Annotated in this window: 16 protein-coding genes; 9 read left to right on the top strand and 7 right to left on the bottom strand. The window is 58.5% G+C overall.

All coding sequences use genetic code 11. The annotated features are described in order from the left end of the window. Positions 1-30 precede the first annotated feature (30 nt). From MMS95_RS20680 to MMS95_RS20655, 6 genes are all read left to right on the top strand, one after another. Positions 31-795 carry a fimbria/pilus periplasmic chaperone gene (locus MMS95_RS20680; protein WP_118892267.1) on the top strand — a complete coding sequence of 255 codons (765 nt, stop codon included), beginning with the start codon at positions 31-33 and terminating at the stop codon, positions 793-795. 74 nt (positions 796-869) lie between these two features. Beyond that, positions 870-1508, top strand: coding sequence for a fimbrial protein (locus MMS95_RS20675; protein WP_041922204.1), 639 nt, complete (start codon positions 870-872; stop codon positions 1506-1508). 50 nt (positions 1509-1558) lie between these two features. Next, on the top strand, positions 1559-2113 hold the full coding sequence (locus MMS95_RS20670; protein ID WP_242142193.1) for a fimbrial protein: 555 nt from the start codon (positions 1559-1561) through the stop codon (positions 2111-2113). Positions 2114-2137: 24 nt separating this feature from the next. Next, the gene (locus MMS95_RS20665) at positions 2138-2560 is read left to right on the top strand and encodes a hypothetical protein (RefSeq protein ID WP_033645816.1); all 423 of its coding nucleotides are present in this window, start codon (positions 2138-2140) and stop codon (positions 2558-2560) included. Beyond that, positions 2557-3945 (top strand): FKBP-type peptidyl-prolyl cis-trans isomerase N-terminal domain-containing protein, encoded by a 1389-nt coding sequence (locus tag MMS95_RS20660; RefSeq protein WP_135637984.1) that lies wholly within the window; start codon positions 2557-2559, stop codon positions 3943-3945. Before MMS95_RS20665 ends, MMS95_RS20660 begins: the two co-directional genes overlap by 4 nt. Continuing rightward, positions 3942-4607, top strand: a complete 666-nt coding sequence (locus tag MMS95_RS20655; RefSeq protein WP_099982699.1) for a helix-turn-helix transcriptional regulator — start codon at positions 3942-3944, stop codon at positions 4605-4607. The genes MMS95_RS20660 and MMS95_RS20655 overlap by 4 nt, the downstream gene beginning before the upstream one ends. 54 nt (positions 4608-4661) lie before the next feature. On the opposite strand, the gene MMS95_RS20650 is transcribed toward MMS95_RS20655, so the two are convergent. The 4 genes from MMS95_RS20650 to deoC form a co-directional block, all read right to left on the bottom strand. Next, entirely contained in the window at positions 4662-6029 is a 1368-nt protein-coding gene (locus tag MMS95_RS20650) for an L-serine ammonia-lyase (RefSeq protein WP_074469397.1), read from the bottom strand. Between the two features lie 92 nt (positions 6030-6121). Further along, positions 6122-7420 (bottom strand): HAAAP family serine/threonine permease, encoded by a 1299-nt coding sequence (locus MMS95_RS20645; RefSeq protein WP_004938697.1) that lies wholly within the window; start codon positions 7418-7420, stop codon positions 6122-6124. Positions 7421-8399: 979 nt separating this feature from the next. After that, complete coding sequence (gene deoR, locus MMS95_RS20640) at positions 8400-9164, bottom strand: DNA-binding transcriptional repressor DeoR (RefSeq protein ID WP_033633478.1); 765 nt, start codon at positions 9162-9164, stop codon at positions 8400-8402. A gap of 152 nt (positions 9165-9316) precedes the next feature. Next, positions 9317-9997, bottom strand: coding sequence for a deoxyribose-phosphate aldolase (deoC, locus tag MMS95_RS20635; RefSeq protein WP_004938693.1), 681 nt, complete (start codon positions 9995-9997; stop codon positions 9317-9319). 218 nt (positions 9998-10215) lie between these two features. On the opposite strand from deoC, the gene MMS95_RS20630 reads away from it, so the two are divergent. Continuing rightward, positions 10216-11052, top strand: a complete 837-nt coding sequence (locus MMS95_RS20630) for a hypothetical protein (protein ID WP_015377284.1) — start codon at positions 10216-10218, stop codon at positions 11050-11052. A 36-nt stretch (positions 11053-11088) separates the two neighbouring features. Here MMS95_RS20630 and ybjG read toward each other — a convergent pair whose 3' ends face one another. Together ybjG and MMS95_RS20620 are read right to left on the bottom strand one after the other, a co-directional pair. After that, positions 11089-11694 (bottom strand): undecaprenyl-diphosphate phosphatase, encoded by a 606-nt coding sequence (gene ybjG, locus MMS95_RS20625; RefSeq protein WP_015377285.1) that lies wholly within the window; start codon positions 11692-11694, stop codon positions 11089-11091. 5 nt (positions 11695-11699) lie between these two features. Continuing rightward, a complete protein-coding gene (locus tag MMS95_RS20620; RefSeq protein ID WP_103085741.1) occupies positions 11700-12434 on the bottom strand; it encodes a phosphatase PAP2 family protein in 735 nt (244 codons plus the stop codon). Positions 12435-12729: 295 nt separating this feature from the next. Here MMS95_RS20620 and eco point away from each other — a divergent pair, with 295 nt between their 5' ends. Then, positions 12730-13242 carry a serine protease inhibitor ecotin gene (gene eco, locus MMS95_RS20615; protein ID WP_015377287.1) on the top strand — a complete coding sequence of 171 codons (513 nt, stop codon included), beginning with the start codon at positions 12730-12732 and terminating at the stop codon, positions 13240-13242. A 472-nt stretch (positions 13243-13714) separates the two neighbouring features. Next, complete coding sequence (locus MMS95_RS20610; RefSeq protein WP_072010115.1) at positions 13715-14083, top strand: hypothetical protein; 369 nt, start codon at positions 13715-13717, stop codon at positions 14081-14083. Positions 14084-14541: 458 nt separating this feature from the next. Here the strand turns inward: MMS95_RS20610 and MMS95_RS20605 are convergent, their stop codons facing one another. Beyond that, positions 14542-16230, bottom strand: a complete 1689-nt coding sequence (locus MMS95_RS20605) for an aspartate:alanine antiporter (protein WP_004938680.1) — start codon at positions 16228-16230, stop codon at positions 14542-14544. Positions 16231-16372 lie beyond the last annotated feature (142 nt).

Here is a 16372-nt window from a genome sequence, read left to right as displayed (position 1 = left end):
TCGCCTTCGGCCGACTGGAACCGTGAAGACATGATGAATCTGACTATGACCAGAAAGACCGTTTCCCTTGTGGGCCCGCTCGCCGCCGCATTGACGCTCGGCGCGGTCGGCCTGCCCGCTCAGGCGGCTATCGCGCTGGATCGCACGCGCGTGATTTTCGACGGCGACCTGAAAACGGTCAGTCTCAACATCAGTAACCAGAACAAACAGTTGCCGTATCTGGCGCAGGGATGGATCGAAGACGATCGCGGCAACAAGATCCAAAGCCCCTTCACCGTGCTGCCGCCGGTGCAGCGGGTGGAGCCGGGCAAACCGAGCCAGGTGAAGATCCAGTCGCTGCCGGCGGCGCGTCAGCTGCCGCAGGACCGGGAGACGCTGTATTACTTCAACCTGCGGGAAATACCGCCGCGCAGCAATAAGCCGAACACGCTGCAGATAGCGTTGCAGACCCGCATCAAAATGTTTTATCGCCCGGCGGCGCTCGCCCCGAAGAAGAACGCGGCGCCGTGGCAGGAGCAGCTGACGCTGACCCGGCAGGGTGACAAGTATGTGGTGAACAACCCGACCCCTTATTACGTGACGATCGTTGAGGCGAGCGCCGGCAAGGGCGGCAAAGGGGCGGCCGGCTTTGAACCGTTGATGGTGGCGCCGAAGGCCAGCGCCCCGCTGAACGTGCCCGCCGCGAGCCTCGGCAACGCACCGTCGCTGGCGTACATCAACGATTACGGCGGGCGGCCGCAGTTGAACTTCCGCTGCGCCGGCAGTGCCTGCCAGGTCGTGCCGGTCGCCAAATGACGAGCCACGCGCAAGCAGGGAAGACCGAGTCATGAACACAGCGGAGTGAACGAATCATGCAACGAAAGATCCCCATGCTGTTGGGAAAGGCCTATGAACGTCATCAGCGACGCACTATCGGCCTGACGGTGTTGGCCGCGCTGATGGTGCCGCTGACGGCGGGCACGATGCTGATGCTGATGCCGCCGGCCCGCGCGGTGGACAACTGGGACGTGGAGGGGGCGAACGGCACGCTCCACGTCTACGGCGCGTTGACGGAAAGCGCCTGCAGCCTGGAAATGACCACCGCTCGTCAGGAAGTGTGGTTGGGTGAGACGGGAACGGCGCACTTCCAGCGCCCGGGCGATCGCGGCACGCCGGTGGCGTTCGAGCTGACGCTGAAAGACTGCCTGCGGGCGCCGGCGAGCAGCCGCGACGCCTGGACTGGGGTGCTGGCCTGGAGCGGCAGCCAGCCTGCGGTGTCCGTGGCGTTTGCCGCGCCGACGGATGACGACGCGCCGGGGTTGGTCAGGGTTGCCGGCGTCACCGGGTTGGGGTTGCAGCTGGCGGATGCCAGCGGCCTGCCTGTGCGCCTCGGCGCGCGTAACAAACCGGTATTGCTGACGCCGGGACAAAACACCCTGACGTATACGGTGACGCCGGTGCGCACCCCGGCGACGCTGAGCGCCGGCGCTTACCGTGCGGCGATCGATTTCCGGCTTTACTACGACTAATACGCCGCTTGCGCCCGGTCGGCGCAAGCACAACCAAAGGGAGTGGCGTCATGCGCGCGACAGAGACGAACCGGCGCCGGAGCGCGCTGTTGGGGGCTGGCATGGTCATGGCGGCCGGCATAATGGCGCAGTCGGCGGCCGCAGCGGAAAACATGCGCTTTCACGGCACGCTGGTGGCTGAGCCGTGCGTCATTCAGCCGGGAGATGAGGATATCCAACTGGATTTCGGCACCATCGTCGACAAATACCTGTATCTGAACACCCGTTCCCACAGTCAAACCTTCGCGTTGCACCTGACCGAGTGCGATCTCAGCCTGGGCAATACGGTGGCTATCACGTTTACCGGCACCGAGAACGCCAAACTGCCCGGCCTGTTGGCACTGGATGCCGGCAGCCTGGCGTCGGGGATCGGCATCGGGCTGGAAGACAGCCGCGGCAAGGCGCTGCCGCTCAATCGCGCCAGCGATAAATTCCGCCTGAGTGCCGGCAACACCACGCTTACGCTGCAGGCCTATGTGCAAGGGGAACCGGAGGCTATCCAGAAGAAGTCCATCGGTCGCGGCACCTTCAGCGCGGTGGCCACTTTTACGTTGGAATACGAATAAGCGTCTACAAGGACAAGAAACGCAATGATGAGAAAGCACGTCAATCACGCCCTGCGCATGGGGCTGCTGTGCCTGTTGGCGTTGAGCGCCGCCGCTTGCCAAAGCCAAAAGTCGGGCAAGCCCGCCGTGAACACTAAAAATCAGGTTGTGCAACCACCGTCAGAAGAGGCTTTGCGCAAGCAGCGTGAGGCCGAACAGCTGCAGCAGTGCCAGCAGCAACTGGGCGCATTGCGCGCGATCGACGAGAAACAGTATCAGCGCTATAAGCAGGCCTTCGACAGCCTGATGAGCGGCGCCTCGCAGTACGCCAGCTTGCGCGCCAGGGTAAACGGCGACACGCAGGAGACGGTGGATGCGCTGTATCGCTACAAGGTCAACTATCTGTGCGCCGGGGTGAATCAGGCGGTGTTGACCGGCTTGGCGGATCGTGGGGAGCAGATTAAATGAGGCTGCGCCTGCTGGGCTGCGTCGCTCTGCTGTTCTCCGGCGTCGCGCTGGCGGACGACGGCGTGCCGGCGCTGCTGCAGTTTGCCGAGCAGTATCAACGGCAAAACATCGTGCCGACGAACGAAAAAGCGGCGCCAGTCGAACGCGAGTCGGGGCAAAAAAAGCGTGAACCCGCGAAGCGCCCGTCGGACAACAATAAGCCAGCCTCACCGGCCAAAGCTTTTACGCTGACCCAGGAATTATTGGCGCGTGACCAACAGCTGGCGCGCCAGCGAATGGAACTGACGATGTTGCGCCAGGAACTCGCCGCGTTGCGGGCGGAGAAAGCGACGCCATCCGTCGCGACGTTGCCCGATTCGTCAACGCTGCAAAAGTGGATCGCCGGGTTGGGCACCGCTTGGCGCGGCTCGCCCGACGCGCAGCGCGCCGAGGCGCTGCTGCGTCAGGCGACGCAGGAAACCGCCCAAAGCAGAGCGACGGCGGCGCAGGCCGAACGGCGCGTCACCGAACTGGAATCTGCCGCGCAGGCATCGGCACAGACGCTTGCACAACGCCAACGCGAGCACCAGGAGGCGTTGAACGCTCTGCGCGCCGCGTTGGAAGAAAGCGAGCAGAAGCGGGCCGGTGAGCAGAAGGCGACTCAGCAGGCGCGCGAAGACCTGCTGGCGTTGCGTAAGCGGCTGCAATGGGAGATGACGCCGGAGCAGTTGAAGGATGATCGCAAGCGTCTGTCCTATGCGGCGGGCAGTGCGCTGGGGCGGGACATTCAGGGGGTAGTGGCGGAGCGTCAAAGTTGGGGCGTGCCGGTGGATCGCGACAGCCTGTTGGCGGGCGTCATCGATAGCGTCTCGGGGCGTTTGCGGTTGCCGCCGGATGAACTGAATGCGCTGACGGCGCAAGCGGATGCCGCCGCCGTGGCCGCGCGTGAGAAACGCGTTAACGAACAGCGGCGGCGTGATGAAGATTACCTGACGCAGTTCAGTCAACAAAAGGACGTAAAGCAATCGGCGATGGGCTTCTGGTATCGGGTTGATTACGCCGGGGAGGGCGCGCTGGCGCCAACGACGGTGGTTGATGTGGTCGTGAAGGAGAAATTGACCGACGGTACGGTGATCCAGGATATGGAACTGAGCGGCAAGGTGCTGTCGCAACCGTTGTCCGAGTATCCGCCGCTGTTTCGGGAGGCGATAAGCCACCTGCACAACCACGGATCGCTGACGATGGTCGTGCCGCCAGCGCTGGCCTACGGCGAAACCGGCTATCCGCCGAAAGTGCCACCCAACGCCACCATGATTTATGAATTACGCATCGACAACAGCCAGGCGCCGGCAAAGGGTGCCCAGGCGGTTAAACGGGAAGCCGGAACGGCGGGGAGGCAGGGATGAACACGATGATAAAAATCGCGCTATTTGATGAAAACCGTTACTTCAGCGCCGGTTGGCAGGAGGCCCTGGCGCTGCATTTCAGCACTTACGGCAAGCGTACGCTGTTACTGGATGCGCAGCAGGTTCACGAAGCCGATCTGGTGTTCTGCTATTTTCCCCCCGGCGTGCAAAGCTGTTTTTGTCACTTCTTTGAGGCGCAGACCGCAGGGCGTAAAACGCTGTATTTCTCGTTGCGAATGCCGGAGGGGCGGCATAAACGCACCGTCGGAAACCGCTGCGCGCTGGAGGCCGGCGTCATCTACCACGATATGCCGTTGGTCTCGGCGCTGTATCAGGTGAGCGCCGAGCTGGAGCGGCGCAGCAAATGGCCGAACCGGCCGGGTTGTGGCAGGAACTGCATATGCCAGCACCGCGGCCTGACGCTGCGCGAACAGGAGATCATGCGCTGTATGACGCGCGAGATGGGGGTGACGCAAATCGCCCGGATGCTGGACATCAGCGTGAAAACCGTCAGCAACCACAAGATGAGCGTGATGCGCAAAATGGGATTCCGGCGTAATGCCGAACTTTACGGTTGGCTGCGGCACAGCGCTCGTCCCGGGGCAGTGGGGCCTCGCGCGGGCATTCAGGTGGGCGTTGCGGCAGGAAAGGATCGCTATTGAAACGGCGCCGGCCAAGTCAGACCGGCCGGCGCCTTTAGTGCCTCGCCGTGGCGATCAGTTACAGGCCACGACCTTGATCGCCAGCCCGCCCTGTGAGGTTTCGCGGTATTTGGCGTTCATGTCTTTGCCGGTTTCGTACATGGTTTCGATCACCTTATCCAGACAAACCCGCGGTTCGCTGGTGCGGCGCATCGCCATGCGCGCGGCATTGACTGCCTTGACGGCGGAAATGGCGTTGCGTTCGATGCAGGGCACCTGTACCTGGCCGGCGAGCGGATCGCAGGTCAGCCCCAAATGGTGCTCCATGGCGATCTCCGCCGCGATGCACACCTGCGCCGGGCTGCCGCCCAGCAGCTCGGTCAACCCGGCCGCCGCCATCGAACAGGCGACGCCCACTTCCCCCTGACAGCCCACTTCGGCGCCGGAGATCGAGGCATTCATCTTGTACAGCGCACCAATCACGCCGGACGCCAGGAAGTAGCGGGTGTAGGAGTTGGCGTTCACCGGGCGGATGAACTTGTCGTAGTAGGCCAGCACCGCAGGGATGATGCCGCAGGCGCCGTTGGTCGGGGCGGTAACCACGCGGCCACCGGCGGCGTTTTCTTCGTTGACCGCCAGCGCGAACATGTTGATCCAATCGACCACGTTCATCGGGTCGATATTGTTCTTGTCTCCGGTCACCAGAATGCGGCGCAGCGCGGCGGCGCGGCGCGGCACTTTCATCGGGCCGGGCAGCAAGCCTTCGGTGTTGATGCCGCGTTCGATACCGGCGCTCATCACCTGCCAGACGTCGGCGAAGTGCGCGTCGATATCCGCTTTGCTGCGCAGCGCCAGTTCGTTCTGCATCACCAGGCCGGACAACGACAGCCCGGTCTCTTTGCAATGCTGCTGCAGATCGTGCGCCGATTTGAATGGGTAAGGCACCGGCGTTGCGCCCTCGGCGGACTGGCCGAAGTGCTCTTCGTCGACGATGAAACCGCCGCCGATCGAGTAATAGGTTTTGCTGTGCAGCAAGCGTTCATCGGCGAAGGCGCGGATGCGCATGCCGTTTTCGTGCAGCGGCAGGTTATCGCTGTGGAAATTCATGCCGCCGTGCAGCGGGAAATCCACCTCGTGGTGGCCGTTGGCCAGCGGCAGGCGGCCGCGTTGTTCGACGTCGCGGATAAAGCCCGGAATGCTGTCGATGTCCACGTCGTGCGGCAGGTTGCCGGCCAGGCCCATGATAATGGCGATATCGGTGTGGTGGCCTTTACCGGTCAACGACAGCGAACCGTACACGTCGACCACCACGCGGGTGGTGTCCTGCAGCTGCTGGTGGGCGATCAGATCGTCGACGAACTGTTTGCCGGCTTTCATCGGGCCAACGGTGTGGGAGCTGGATGGGCCGATGCCAATTTTGAAAATATCGAAAACGCTGACCATGGTCTCGCCTCCTTCTTCAGGTTTCAGGCGGTGAATACGGGAAATGGGGGAGTGCGGGAGGGCCGGCGCGCAGCGGCGCCGGCCGGACGTGATTAGCCGAGCAGGCTGAACACGATAGCAGAGATGGCGATCAGACCCATCACAACCACAAACACGTTGCTGATGTGGCCGCTGTACTTGCGCATGGCAGGCACTTTACGGATGGCGTACATCGGCATCAGGAACAGCAGCATGGCGATGATTGGGCCACCCAGGGTTTCGATCATGCCCAGGATGCTCGGGTTCAGGGTGGCGACGATCCAGGTGGTCACCAGCATGAAGATAGCGGTCATGCGGTTCAGCTTGGCGGTGCTGACGGTTTTGCCGCGGCTCTTCATCGACTTGGCGACCAGGCCGTTGAAGCCTTCACGGGCGCCCAGGTAGTGGCCCAGGAACGATTTGGTGATGGCGACGAAGGCGATAACCGGCGCGATGTACTCGATCATCGGGTTGTTAAAGTGGTTAGCCAGGTAAGACAGAATCGAGATATTCTGCGCCTTGGCTTCCGCCAGGTTTTCCGGCGTCAGGCTCAGCACGCAGCTGAACACGAAGAACATCACGGTCAGCACCATCATGATGTGTGCGTAAGCCAGAATGCGGGAGCATTTCTTCTCGGCGTCTGCGCCGTACTCTTCGCGTTTGGCGACGGCGAAGGCGGAGATGATCGGCGAGTGGTTGAAGGAGAACACCATCACCGGGATCGCCAGCCACAGGGTCATGATCAGGCCGTGACCCATGCCGGTACCGCTGCCGGACAGCGACACGTTTTCGAAGATGGCGCCGGTCCAGTTAGGGATCAGATACACCGCCAGCAGCATCAGCACCGCCACAAACGGGAACACCAGGATGCTCATGGTTTTCACGATGGCCTGCTCACCGAAGCGCACGATGGTCATCAGGCCGACGATCAGGATCAGCGACAGGATGGCGCGCGGCGGCGACGTCATGCCCAACTGGTGGGTGATGAAGCTGTCGACGGTGTTGGTGATCGCCACGCTGTAAACCAACAGAATCGGGTAGATGGCGAAGAAGTACAGCAGGGTAATCAGCTTACCGGCGGTGATGCCGAAGTGCTCTTCTACCACGGCGGTGATGTCTTCACCGGGATTTTTGCCGGACAGAACGAAACGGCACAGGCCGCGGTGGGCAAAGAAGGTCATCGGGAAAGCGATGATGGCCATGATGATCAAAGGAATCAAACCGCCGATGCCGGCGTTGATGGGCAAGAACAGGACGCCTGCGCCGATGGCGGTGCCGTACAGGCCCAACATCCACATGGTATCCGTTTTACGCCAGGTACTGCTGGAGCCCGAAGCCGCAGAGGCAATTGTGCCGGTCTGTGTAGTGTCCATAAATATCTCCGAAGTGAACACGAATTTAAAATTAAAAGGCAAAACTTAAGGTTAAACCGTCAAACGTCCTATTCAGGCAACGCTTGCGGTAAGAATCAGGTGTTGCTTGCGGGGATGTTTTGGCGTCCCCCTGGTTGTTTATTGCGTTCATTACCAAGGCACAGCGCCGGGTAATTCACTAAAGACTTTTCACCGTCGCGGGCGATAAAAGTCGTTACCGCTGCCGACAGGTCTTTGCCTGTCGATTTTTGTTGGCGGCAAGATAACGATTTACAGTAGAAACAACCGTGATCCTGCTCTCAAATGCGCAATATGTGCAGTTATCAGCTTTTTTATCGATTTTTCGCGCATTTGTTGCACATTTGTGTAAGATTTTGTGCTGAGAACGCTCTCATGAAAGTTTCTGCGATTATGCGGCTTGTACAATAATTAGCCGGATAAAGCGCTGTGCTCAGCAGCAAGCCGAGCAATATATTTTATGCGTGGTTTTGGATCTAGCGAAAAACCCGGATTAAGCAGTTTTAGTGATGTAGATCACATTATGTTTTTAAGGTAAATAACGTTTATCTTTTTGTTTTTATTTTGTTTTTCTTGAAAAGCACCGCTAGTAACGAAGGGAAATTACTTACGTGGTTAGCGGATAAAAATGCGTAACCATTCATCATATAAATAACAGATACCTAACAGGTATTGGCGAGATTTGCTGCAATCGCGTAAACCGCCGTTTATTTAAACTTCCTGGCCTTTGGCTCGATTTATCATATAAAAGCCATAAATAGCCGTTAATTCACCCAACCGACCGCGTGGTTAGCCTGCGAAAAAATAATCACGCGGGTGAGCTGTTGCATTTTATTAACCTGATGTTGCGTGCGGATAAGCGAAAAACGCGAATTGATTGCGCATTATTTGTTCATTTTTCGGCGGGGAAAGAGGGATATCGAAGCGGCGCGCCGCCGGTTTCGACGGCGCTGAAGGCGGATTAATAGCGGGTAGCGATGGCGTTATCGTTGAAGAACGCCATGAAGTCGGCGTCCGGCTGGCGATCGGTGATCACCCGATCGAACTGCGTCAGCGGGCCGATGCAGGCCGGCTTGGTTTTGCCGAACTTGCTGTGATCTGCCACCAGGATCTTTTGCTGCGCCATCGCCATGGCGCGATGCTTCATCTCCAGCTCGTCGAAGTTGAAGCAGGTGGCGCCGTGCTGCAGGCTGAGGCCGGCGGCGGAGATAAAGGCGATGTTCGGGCAGATGTGATCGAGCTCGTTGCGGCCGCCGACGCTGGAAAAGATGTAGTTGTTCGGCTTGAACTCGCCGCCGCACAGCACCACCTTGCAGTTCGGTTTGTCCTGCAGCGCCAGGAAGGTGTTCAGCGAATGACACACGGCGGTGAAAGCCAACTCGTCGGCGATGGCGTCGATGATCGCCGGCGTGGTGGTGCCGCAGTCGAAAAACACCGTGTCGTTTTCATTGATCAGCGGCGCCGCCAGCAGGCCGATGCGCCGTTTCTCCGTTACCTGTTTGGCTTTTTGATCGGAAACGAAGTAGTTGGTCACGCCGTTGCTGCGCGGATCGGTCACCACGTAGCCGCCGAGCAACACCACGGCCGCCGGTTCGGCGCTCAGATCGCGGCGAATGGTCATCTCCGAGACCCCCAGCAGCACGGCGGCTTCTTTCAGGTGGATCTTGTCAGCGCGTTTTAACGCCTGAACTAGCCGGTTGATACGTTCTTCGCGCCGCGTTTCCATAGATCCGTCTTCCCACAGGTAGTAGAGATAAAAGGCGAGCCGGCATTTCCGGCGCTAAACAGAACGATGCGGGGCAATATCGGGCCGCATCAACCGCCCGTATTGTCCCGCATCGGAGTGTATTGGCTATGCCCCTCAGGGCATGCCGACGATCAGTAGCTGCCCGCTGCCGCCTGAGCGCCGGAGACGATGGCGACGCCGGAGCTGGTGCCGATACGCGTGGCGCCGGCGTTGATCATCTTCTCGGCGGTGGCGCGATCGCGCACGGCGCCGGAAGCTTTCACGCCCATTTCGCTGCCCACGGTCTCGCGCATCAGTTTGACGTGCTCTTCCCGAGCGCCGCCGGTGCTGAAGCCGGTGGAGGTTTTCACGAAGGCGACATCGAGTTCGCGACACATTTCACAAACCTGGACGATCTGCGCATCGCTGAGCAGGCAGGTTTCCAATATTACCTTCAACGGGATCGCCGCGCAAACCTCGCGCACGGCGGCGATGTCGGCTTTCACTTCGTCCAGCAGGCCGCTCTTCAGCCAGCCGACGTTGATCACCATGTCGATCTCTTGCGCGCCGGCGGCGATCGCCGCTTTGGCTTCAAAGGCTTTGGCGACGGTCAGGCCGGCGCCCAGCGGGAAACCGATCACCGAGCAGACTTTCACCGTGCTTTCCTGCAGCAGCTGGGCCGCCAGCGGCACGTAGCCGGAGTTGACGCATACCGCATAGAAGTTGTGCTGCTGCGCTTCTTCGCACAGTTTGGCGATCTGCATTTCGGTGGCGTCCATGGCCAGCAGGGTGTGGTCAACATAGCTGGCGTAATCGATGTTTTCGGTGGTCATCGCGGTTCCTTAGTGAAGTTGAGAAAAGAGCATGGATAGGTGATGTGAAAATAATAACATTTCAATGTCGGTAAACCTAGCGGGATTTGAAAAATGTCGACGAGATCATAGTTACTTCACTGTTATATGTATAACTTAGAGGAGGGTTGTTTGTTATTTAAATAACATTTTCAGCGGCCGCTCGCGGCCTGCGCGGGCGAAACGTCGAGGGAAAAAAGATGAAGATCAACATCGACCTGGCTCCTGAAGCTTTCGGGACGTATCGGCAGGAACTGTTCCGCAACGCGGATTTCGCGGTGAGCGCGCATCGCTGCGCAGAACGCGGGCCGATGCTGACGCTGGCGAACTGCCGTGGCGCGCTGACGGTTTTGCCGTATCAGGGCCTCGCGATCTGGGACGCCGAGTTTGACGGTCATTCGCTGAAATCGGGCCGCCGCAGCGTGCGGGGCGCCGGAAGAAAGCGCGCTGACGACGCCGCGTTCTGTCCCGCCTGGCCGAGTCACGACGGCGCGCCGCTCCAGATGCAACGCGTGTGGCTGCAGCTGGCGGGCGATGAGCTGACGTTGCACGGTGAAGGCGAGCGGCTGGGCGGGCGTTGGCGCATCGGCCCGGCGCTGCGTCTGGCGGCCCAGAGCGCGCAGTTCGCCATAGAGATGAAGGTTACCAACCTGGCCGATCGGCCGCAGCCGCTGCGCTATGTGTGCCGCCTCAACTACGATTGCATTCCCGACGCGGTGTTCCGCCAGAACCTGCCGACGCCGGCGCTGTTGGGAGAGGCGCTCGGGCAGGAACTGCTGTGCTCCGACGATCTGACGCGCTACGTGGATCAGGCCGAGTTCTTTATGCTGGCGCCGCAAGGCCGCCGCTATGTGACGCGTTTTGCCACCGGGCAATTCAACTATGGCCTGCGGCGCATCGCTGTCCAGGGCAACAGGCGGCTGCTTGCTTTTATCCAGCCGGCAAACTGCCGGCCTAATGCGCCGGAAGGGGAGGCGGGAGTGATGCTGGGAGCGGGAAAAACGCGGGCATTTTGCGTGACCACCGGCGTGGTGTGAAAGCAGGGGCGGTAACGCCCCTGTCATGTTATGCGGTTATTCTTTCACCCAGCCGCGGCGAATGGCGAAGGCAAACAGAAAGCGATACAGACGCGACAGCCTGTCGGCGAGGACATCGCCGAACAGATTCCATACCAGCTGAGCGAACAGACAGCCGACCAGGCCGAGCAGGAAACCGCCGACCATATCCAGCGGCCAGTGCACGCCGAGGTAAACGCGTGACCAGGCGATGCCGACGGCGACAATCATCAGCAGCGCGCCGGACCAGACCCGGTGCCAGAACAGGAACGCCAGCGCAAAGGTAAAGATGGCGGTGCCGTGATCGCTGGGGAACGAACTGTCCGGCACGTGCGCCAGGAAGGTATAACCCACGCCGGCGACGAACGGGCGCTCATGCGGCAGCAGCGCGCCGATAGCGGAGGCGGCAAGCATGGCGAACAGCAGCGCGATCGTGGTTTTCGCCACCACTTCGCGCTGCGAAACCAGTTGGCTGCGCGGCCCCCACAGCCACAGGCCGACGATCAGCAGCGGCACGATAATGATAAGATCGCGCGCCAGAAAGGTGGCGAAATCGATCATCCATTCGGGAGATGCCGGGGTCGCATTGATCCAGGCGAAAAGAACATGGTTTAACTGCTCCATAACCGTTACCTCGTCTTGCGGCGCCAATAGCCGCTAACTATCCAATAAATTGCCAACTGGCTTAACCAAACCCACCAACCTGCCCACAGGTTATGGGTAAGAAAATGTGCGCCGCGCATGATCTGACCAAAGCCCATCAACATGCCGAGCGCAATACCGCCGCACCAGCAGCACCAGGCCAGGCGCGGGCGCTGCGGATAAAACAGGAAAAACAACGCCATGACCGCGAAACCGCTCGAGGCGTGCCCGCCGGGGAAACAGCGACCGGGGCCCGGCAGCGCCGGTACCGCGCCGAACAACGGGAAGGACATCGCCTTGCCGCCGTACTCGATCAGATCCCACGGACAGGAGTGCGCGCTGGTGGCCTTGAGAATGCCCACCACCAGCGGGCCGATGCCGAGAAGCAGCATGCTGACAATCAGGCGCGCGCTGCGGCGATAGATGCCCCAAAACAGCGTAAGCACCGCTCCCACGATCACTATCTGCTTCAACAGACGGTGATTGATCAGATCCAGCCAGTAATTGTTTTGCCACGGGAAATGCCCGCTGGCGGCATCGTACCAATAGTTGCTGATCGCCCAGTCCAGCTGTTCGTTGCGGGAGAGCCACAGGAACACCAAACCGCTGATCAGCAGGCCAAAAACTTGCCAACGGTAAAAGGATGTCGGCAGGGAGTAAAGGGCGGTTGTCTTAATTTGCTGTGCCGTTGAGGATTGATTTAATGACGATTGTGGATTCACGCGCAGGCTCGGTGACAGTATTGAATAGCGCCACTGTAGTAATTCTGTCTTAAGAAAACCTTAGTCCGGCGGTAAGAAAACCCTATCTGATACACCCGGTTGTGCGCAGGTCATCACTTTTTTTTCTCGTCTTAATCGGCGGTTTTTTTCTGGGGTATTGCTCCGGTTAACGGGAAATGCCAAGCGATTGTCACTATTTATAGCCTATTGTAAAGAAGATTAAACCTGTGGCGAGCTTGGCGGTAGTGTATTAGTTTATAGGCGGATTATTTGACAAAAAGTGTAGGGATAAAACATGAACAAGGCATCCGTTGTATTTTCCGGCCTGCTGATGGCCGTTTCCGCCAGCGCCATGGCGGCCACCTCTGGCGATGACGCGGATATCAGCAAACAGCCGCTGGAAAAGGTCGCGCCTTACCCGAAAGCCGAGAAGGGCATGAACCGCCAGGTGATCTACCTGCCGAAGCAAGAGCACGAAGAGAACTATAAGGTAGAGCTGCTGATCGGCAAGACGCTGGAAGTGGACTGCAACCGCCATATGATTGGCGGCACCCTGGAGACTAAAACCCTGTCCGGCTGGGGGTACGACTACCTGGTGCTGGAGAAGCTGTCCGAGCCGGCCTCGACCATGATGGCCTGCCCGGATAACACCAAGACCAAGAAATTCATCGCCGCTAACCTGGGCGACGCCGCGATGCAGCGTTACAACAGCCGCCTGCCGATCGTGGTGTATGCGCCGAAAGACGCGGAAGTGAAATACCGCATCTGGAAAGCCGAAGACACCGTAAGCCAGGCTGAATCAAAGTAATCCGCGATTAGCGCTATGAATACATGATCTTGTACAAAACCGTTTGAAGAGCATTTTGCGATGATATGCGGCTCTTCAGGCGGTTTTTTATTTTCAGGTAGGAAAGCCGGGCGCTTAGCCAAAATTTTTCAACCGACAGAGGGAAAATGGAAATTGACTCAAGCTAACAAGGTTAACATCCTTGGTTTAAGGGCATTTTTTTAATTCTCACTCGCAATATCCTCATTTTTTATCTCCCTTCATCCCTGATTATATTATTGTGAATTGCAATTATTTCGGCAATAACAAACCGTGTTGGTTACATAAATAAAAATATTCTTATTAATCATTTTATTGTTGTTTTATTGATTTTATTTAATGGCGAAGGAATGGAAATTAATTACTGTGCTGCTAGATTCATCAATGTAATTAGCTCCACGGCAATTACATTGTTCGCTAATTAATATCTAAAAAAACTTACGAGGATATTCCAATGGCTGATTGTAAATGCAATGAACAAGATCCGCACGGTCAAAATGAACATGTTGCTGATTTTACTGCGGTTGGATTTTCGCAAAAAACACCGGCGCCGGTACCTGTAGACCTTAAGCAGCAGGGCGTGTTGGCGCTTAAACTTTCGGTTTGCGTTGGGGCCAGTTATAACCCTGCAAACAACCAAATTTGTTTTACCATTCCTATCTACGGTGACTTTTGCGTTTCTTCGCCGATTCCAATTCCCATTGGTGGGCAGCTTAAAGTGTGCGCAGAGACCTGTGGTTCCTTTATTCCTACGGGATTGAAGGCCACTATTTATCTGAACGGTTCCGTTCTGTTCTCTGTCGTTCTTTTTGGCGCTTGCTAATGTAAAAAGAAAAGCAAGGCACCGTAGGTGTCTTGCTTTTTTTGATATTAAGATATTGATAAGGCCGTTGTTGAGTTCAGCCCCACTTGCCAATTAATACAGTTACTCCGCTCTCATTCCTTCTGAAATCAAACCTTGGGAAATCATTGTCTGATAGCCGACCGCCCGACACTAAACGTTAAGAGAAACGATGTTTCAGGAAGGAGCGGACGCGGCGCTGTACGCCGTCAGTTGAGGTGTTGCTGCCATCTGATGGTGGTCCCGCGGGCGGTGGAGTGCAGGCAACAAAAAACCCGATAATCTTGAACCTAAAAGGCGGGATTATCGGGCTCCACAAAATGGGGACATCAAAGAAAAGCAGTGGCACTAATTCAGACTGCGGCCCCCAACGAAAGTTCTGGCCGGCGACAAAAAAATCAAAATATTTTTATCGCCGATCCATCTCTCCCGCTAATCGATCAGCCGAGTATGCCCGGCCATAGCACTACGATGAGCGAACCCGCCAGCGTTAACAGCACGTTAGCGATGGCGTAGGTACCGGCGTAGCCCAACGCCGGGATGTTGCTGCGCGCGGTATCGCTGATGATCTCCATCGCCGGCGCGCAGGTGCGGGCGCCCATGATGGCGCCGAACAGCAGGGCGCGGTTCATGCGCAGCACGTAGGCGCCGAACAGGAAGCAGATAATCACCGGCACCAGGCTGACGATCAGCCCGGCGATCAGCATCTGGCCGCCGACCGCGCCCAGGCTGTGGCCGATGCCCGCGCCGGCGCTCAGGCCCACGCCCGCCATAAACACCATCAGACCGAACTCTTTCACCATGTTCAGCGCGCCCTGCGGAATGTAGCCGAAGGTCGGGTGGTTGGCGCGCAGGAAGCCGAGCATGATGCCGGACATCAGCAGGCCGGCGGCGTTGCCGATGCCGAACGAGAAGTTGCTGAACTGAATGGTGATCTGGCCGATCAGCAGGCCGATGATGAAGAAGGCGCAGAACGCCAGCAGATCGGTCACCTGGCTGTGAATCGAGATAAAGCCAATCTTCTCCGCCACGCTCTTCACCCGGCGCGCGTCGCCGCTCACCTGCAGCACGTCGCCTTTGTTGAGCACGATGCTGTCGTCGATCGGCATTTCGATCTGGCTGCGGATCACGCGGTTGAGGAAGCAGCCGTGGTCGGTCAGCTTCAGCTGGCTCAGGCGTTTGTTCACCGCGTTGCTGTTCTTCACTACGATCTCTTCGGTCACGATGCGCATGTCGAGCAGATCGCGGTCGAACACTTCCTTACCGTTGCGGAAGCTCGGATCCAGCCGCGCGTGGGCGTCCGGATAACCGACCAGCGAGATCTCGTCGCCCACCTGCAGCACCGCGTCACCGTCCGGGTTGGCCAGAATGCCGTTGCGGCGGATGCGTTCGATGTAGCAGCCGGTCTGGCGGTAGATGCCCAGCTCGCGCAGGTTCTTGCCGTCGGCCCAGGCCACCAGCTCGGGGCCGACGCGGTAGGCGCGGATCACCGGCAGGTAGACCTTGCGCTGGCTGTCGGTGTCCAGGCCGCGTTCGCGAGCGATTTGCTGGGCGGAGGTGGACAGATCCTGGTGCTGCAGTTTTGGCAGGTAGCGCGCGCCGAAAATCAGGCTGACCAGACCGATCAGGTAGGTAAGGGCATAGCCAAGGCTCAGATGATCCTGCGCCGCCAGCAGCGCCGGGCCGTTGACGATGGTGTTGCGCAGCGTATCGCCGGCGCCCACCAGCACCGGCGTCGAGGTCATCGAGCCGGCCAGCATGCCGGCGGTCAGGCCGATGTCCCAGTGGAACAGCTTGCCGAGGCCGATGGCGATCACCATGGCCGAACCGACCATCACCAGCGCCAGCATCAGGTAATTCTTGCCGTCGCGGAAGAAAATCGAGAAAAAGTTAGGCCCGGCTTCCACCCCGACGCAGAAAATAAACAGCATGAAGCCGAGATTCAGCGCCTCGGTGTTAATGGCGAAGTGTTGCTGGCCGAGCAGCAGAGAAACCACTAAAACGCCAATGGAATTACCGAGTTGGACGGAGCCCAGACGGAGTTTACCGAGGCACAGCCCCAGTGCGAGTACCACGAACAGTAACAGAATGTAGTTACCGTTTAACAAACTAGCGACGTTTATGTTCACGGAGGATAACTTATTGTTTACCAGTAAGTGCTTGATATAGATAACTATAAGAGATAAATTCAGCCTTAAAACGACATCATAAATCACCACCAGCGTAAGGCGAAGCGAACCATCGTTCGGCGGCGTTCATTCTAGACGCTAT

It is taken from the genome of Serratia sp. PGPR-27, from assembly GCF_022678525.1.
In the GTDB taxonomy this organism is placed as follows: domain Bacteria; phylum Pseudomonadota; class Gammaproteobacteria; order Enterobacterales; family Enterobacteriaceae; genus Serratia; species Serratia nematodiphila.
This window is presented reverse-complemented; position numbering and strand designations above follow the sequence as displayed.

Coding starts and splice junctions, on each gene's coding strand:
- MMS95_RS20680 (WP_118892267.1), top strand. CDS start 31: ATGATGAATCTGACTATGACCAGAAAGACCGTTTCCCTTGTGGGCCCG.
- MMS95_RS20675 (WP_041922204.1), top strand. CDS start 870: ATGCTGTTGGGAAAGGCCTATGAACGTCATCAGCGACGCACTATCGGC.
- MMS95_RS20670 (WP_242142193.1), top strand. CDS start 1,559: ATGCGCGCGACAGAGACGAACCGGCGCCGGAGCGCGCTGTTGGGGGCT.
- MMS95_RS20665 (WP_033645816.1), top strand. CDS start 2,138: ATGATGAGAAAGCACGTCAATCACGCCCTGCGCATGGGGCTGCTGTGC.
- MMS95_RS20660 (WP_135637984.1), top strand. CDS start 2,557: ATGAGGCTGCGCCTGCTGGGCTGCGTCGCTCTGCTGTTCTCCGGCGTC.
- MMS95_RS20655 (WP_099982699.1), top strand. CDS start 3,942: ATGAACACGATGATAAAAATCGCGCTATTTGATGAAAACCGTTACTTC.
- MMS95_RS20650 (WP_074469397.1), bottom strand. CDS start 6,029: ATGGTCAGCGTTTTCGATATTTTCAAAATTGGCATCGGCCCATCCAGC.
- MMS95_RS20645 (WP_004938697.1), bottom strand. CDS start 7,420: ATGGACACTACACAGACCGGCACAATTGCCTCTGCGGCTTCGGGCTCC.
- deoR (WP_033633478.1), bottom strand. CDS start 9,164: ATGGAAACGCGGCGCGAAGAACGTATCAACCGGCTAGTTCAGGCGTTA.
- deoC (WP_004938693.1), bottom strand. CDS start 9,997: ATGACCACCGAAAACATCGATTACGCCAGCTATGTTGACCACACCCTG.
- MMS95_RS20630 (WP_015377284.1), top strand. CDS start 10,216: ATGAAGATCAACATCGACCTGGCTCCTGAAGCTTTCGGGACGTATCGG.
- ybjG (WP_015377285.1), bottom strand. CDS start 11,694: ATGGAGCAGTTAAACCATGTTCTTTTCGCCTGGATCAATGCGACCCCG.
- eco (WP_015377287.1), top strand. CDS start 12,730: ATGAACAAGGCATCCGTTGTATTTTCCGGCCTGCTGATGGCCGTTTCC.
- MMS95_RS20610 (WP_072010115.1), top strand. CDS start 13,715: ATGGCTGATTGTAAATGCAATGAACAAGATCCGCACGGTCAAAATGAA.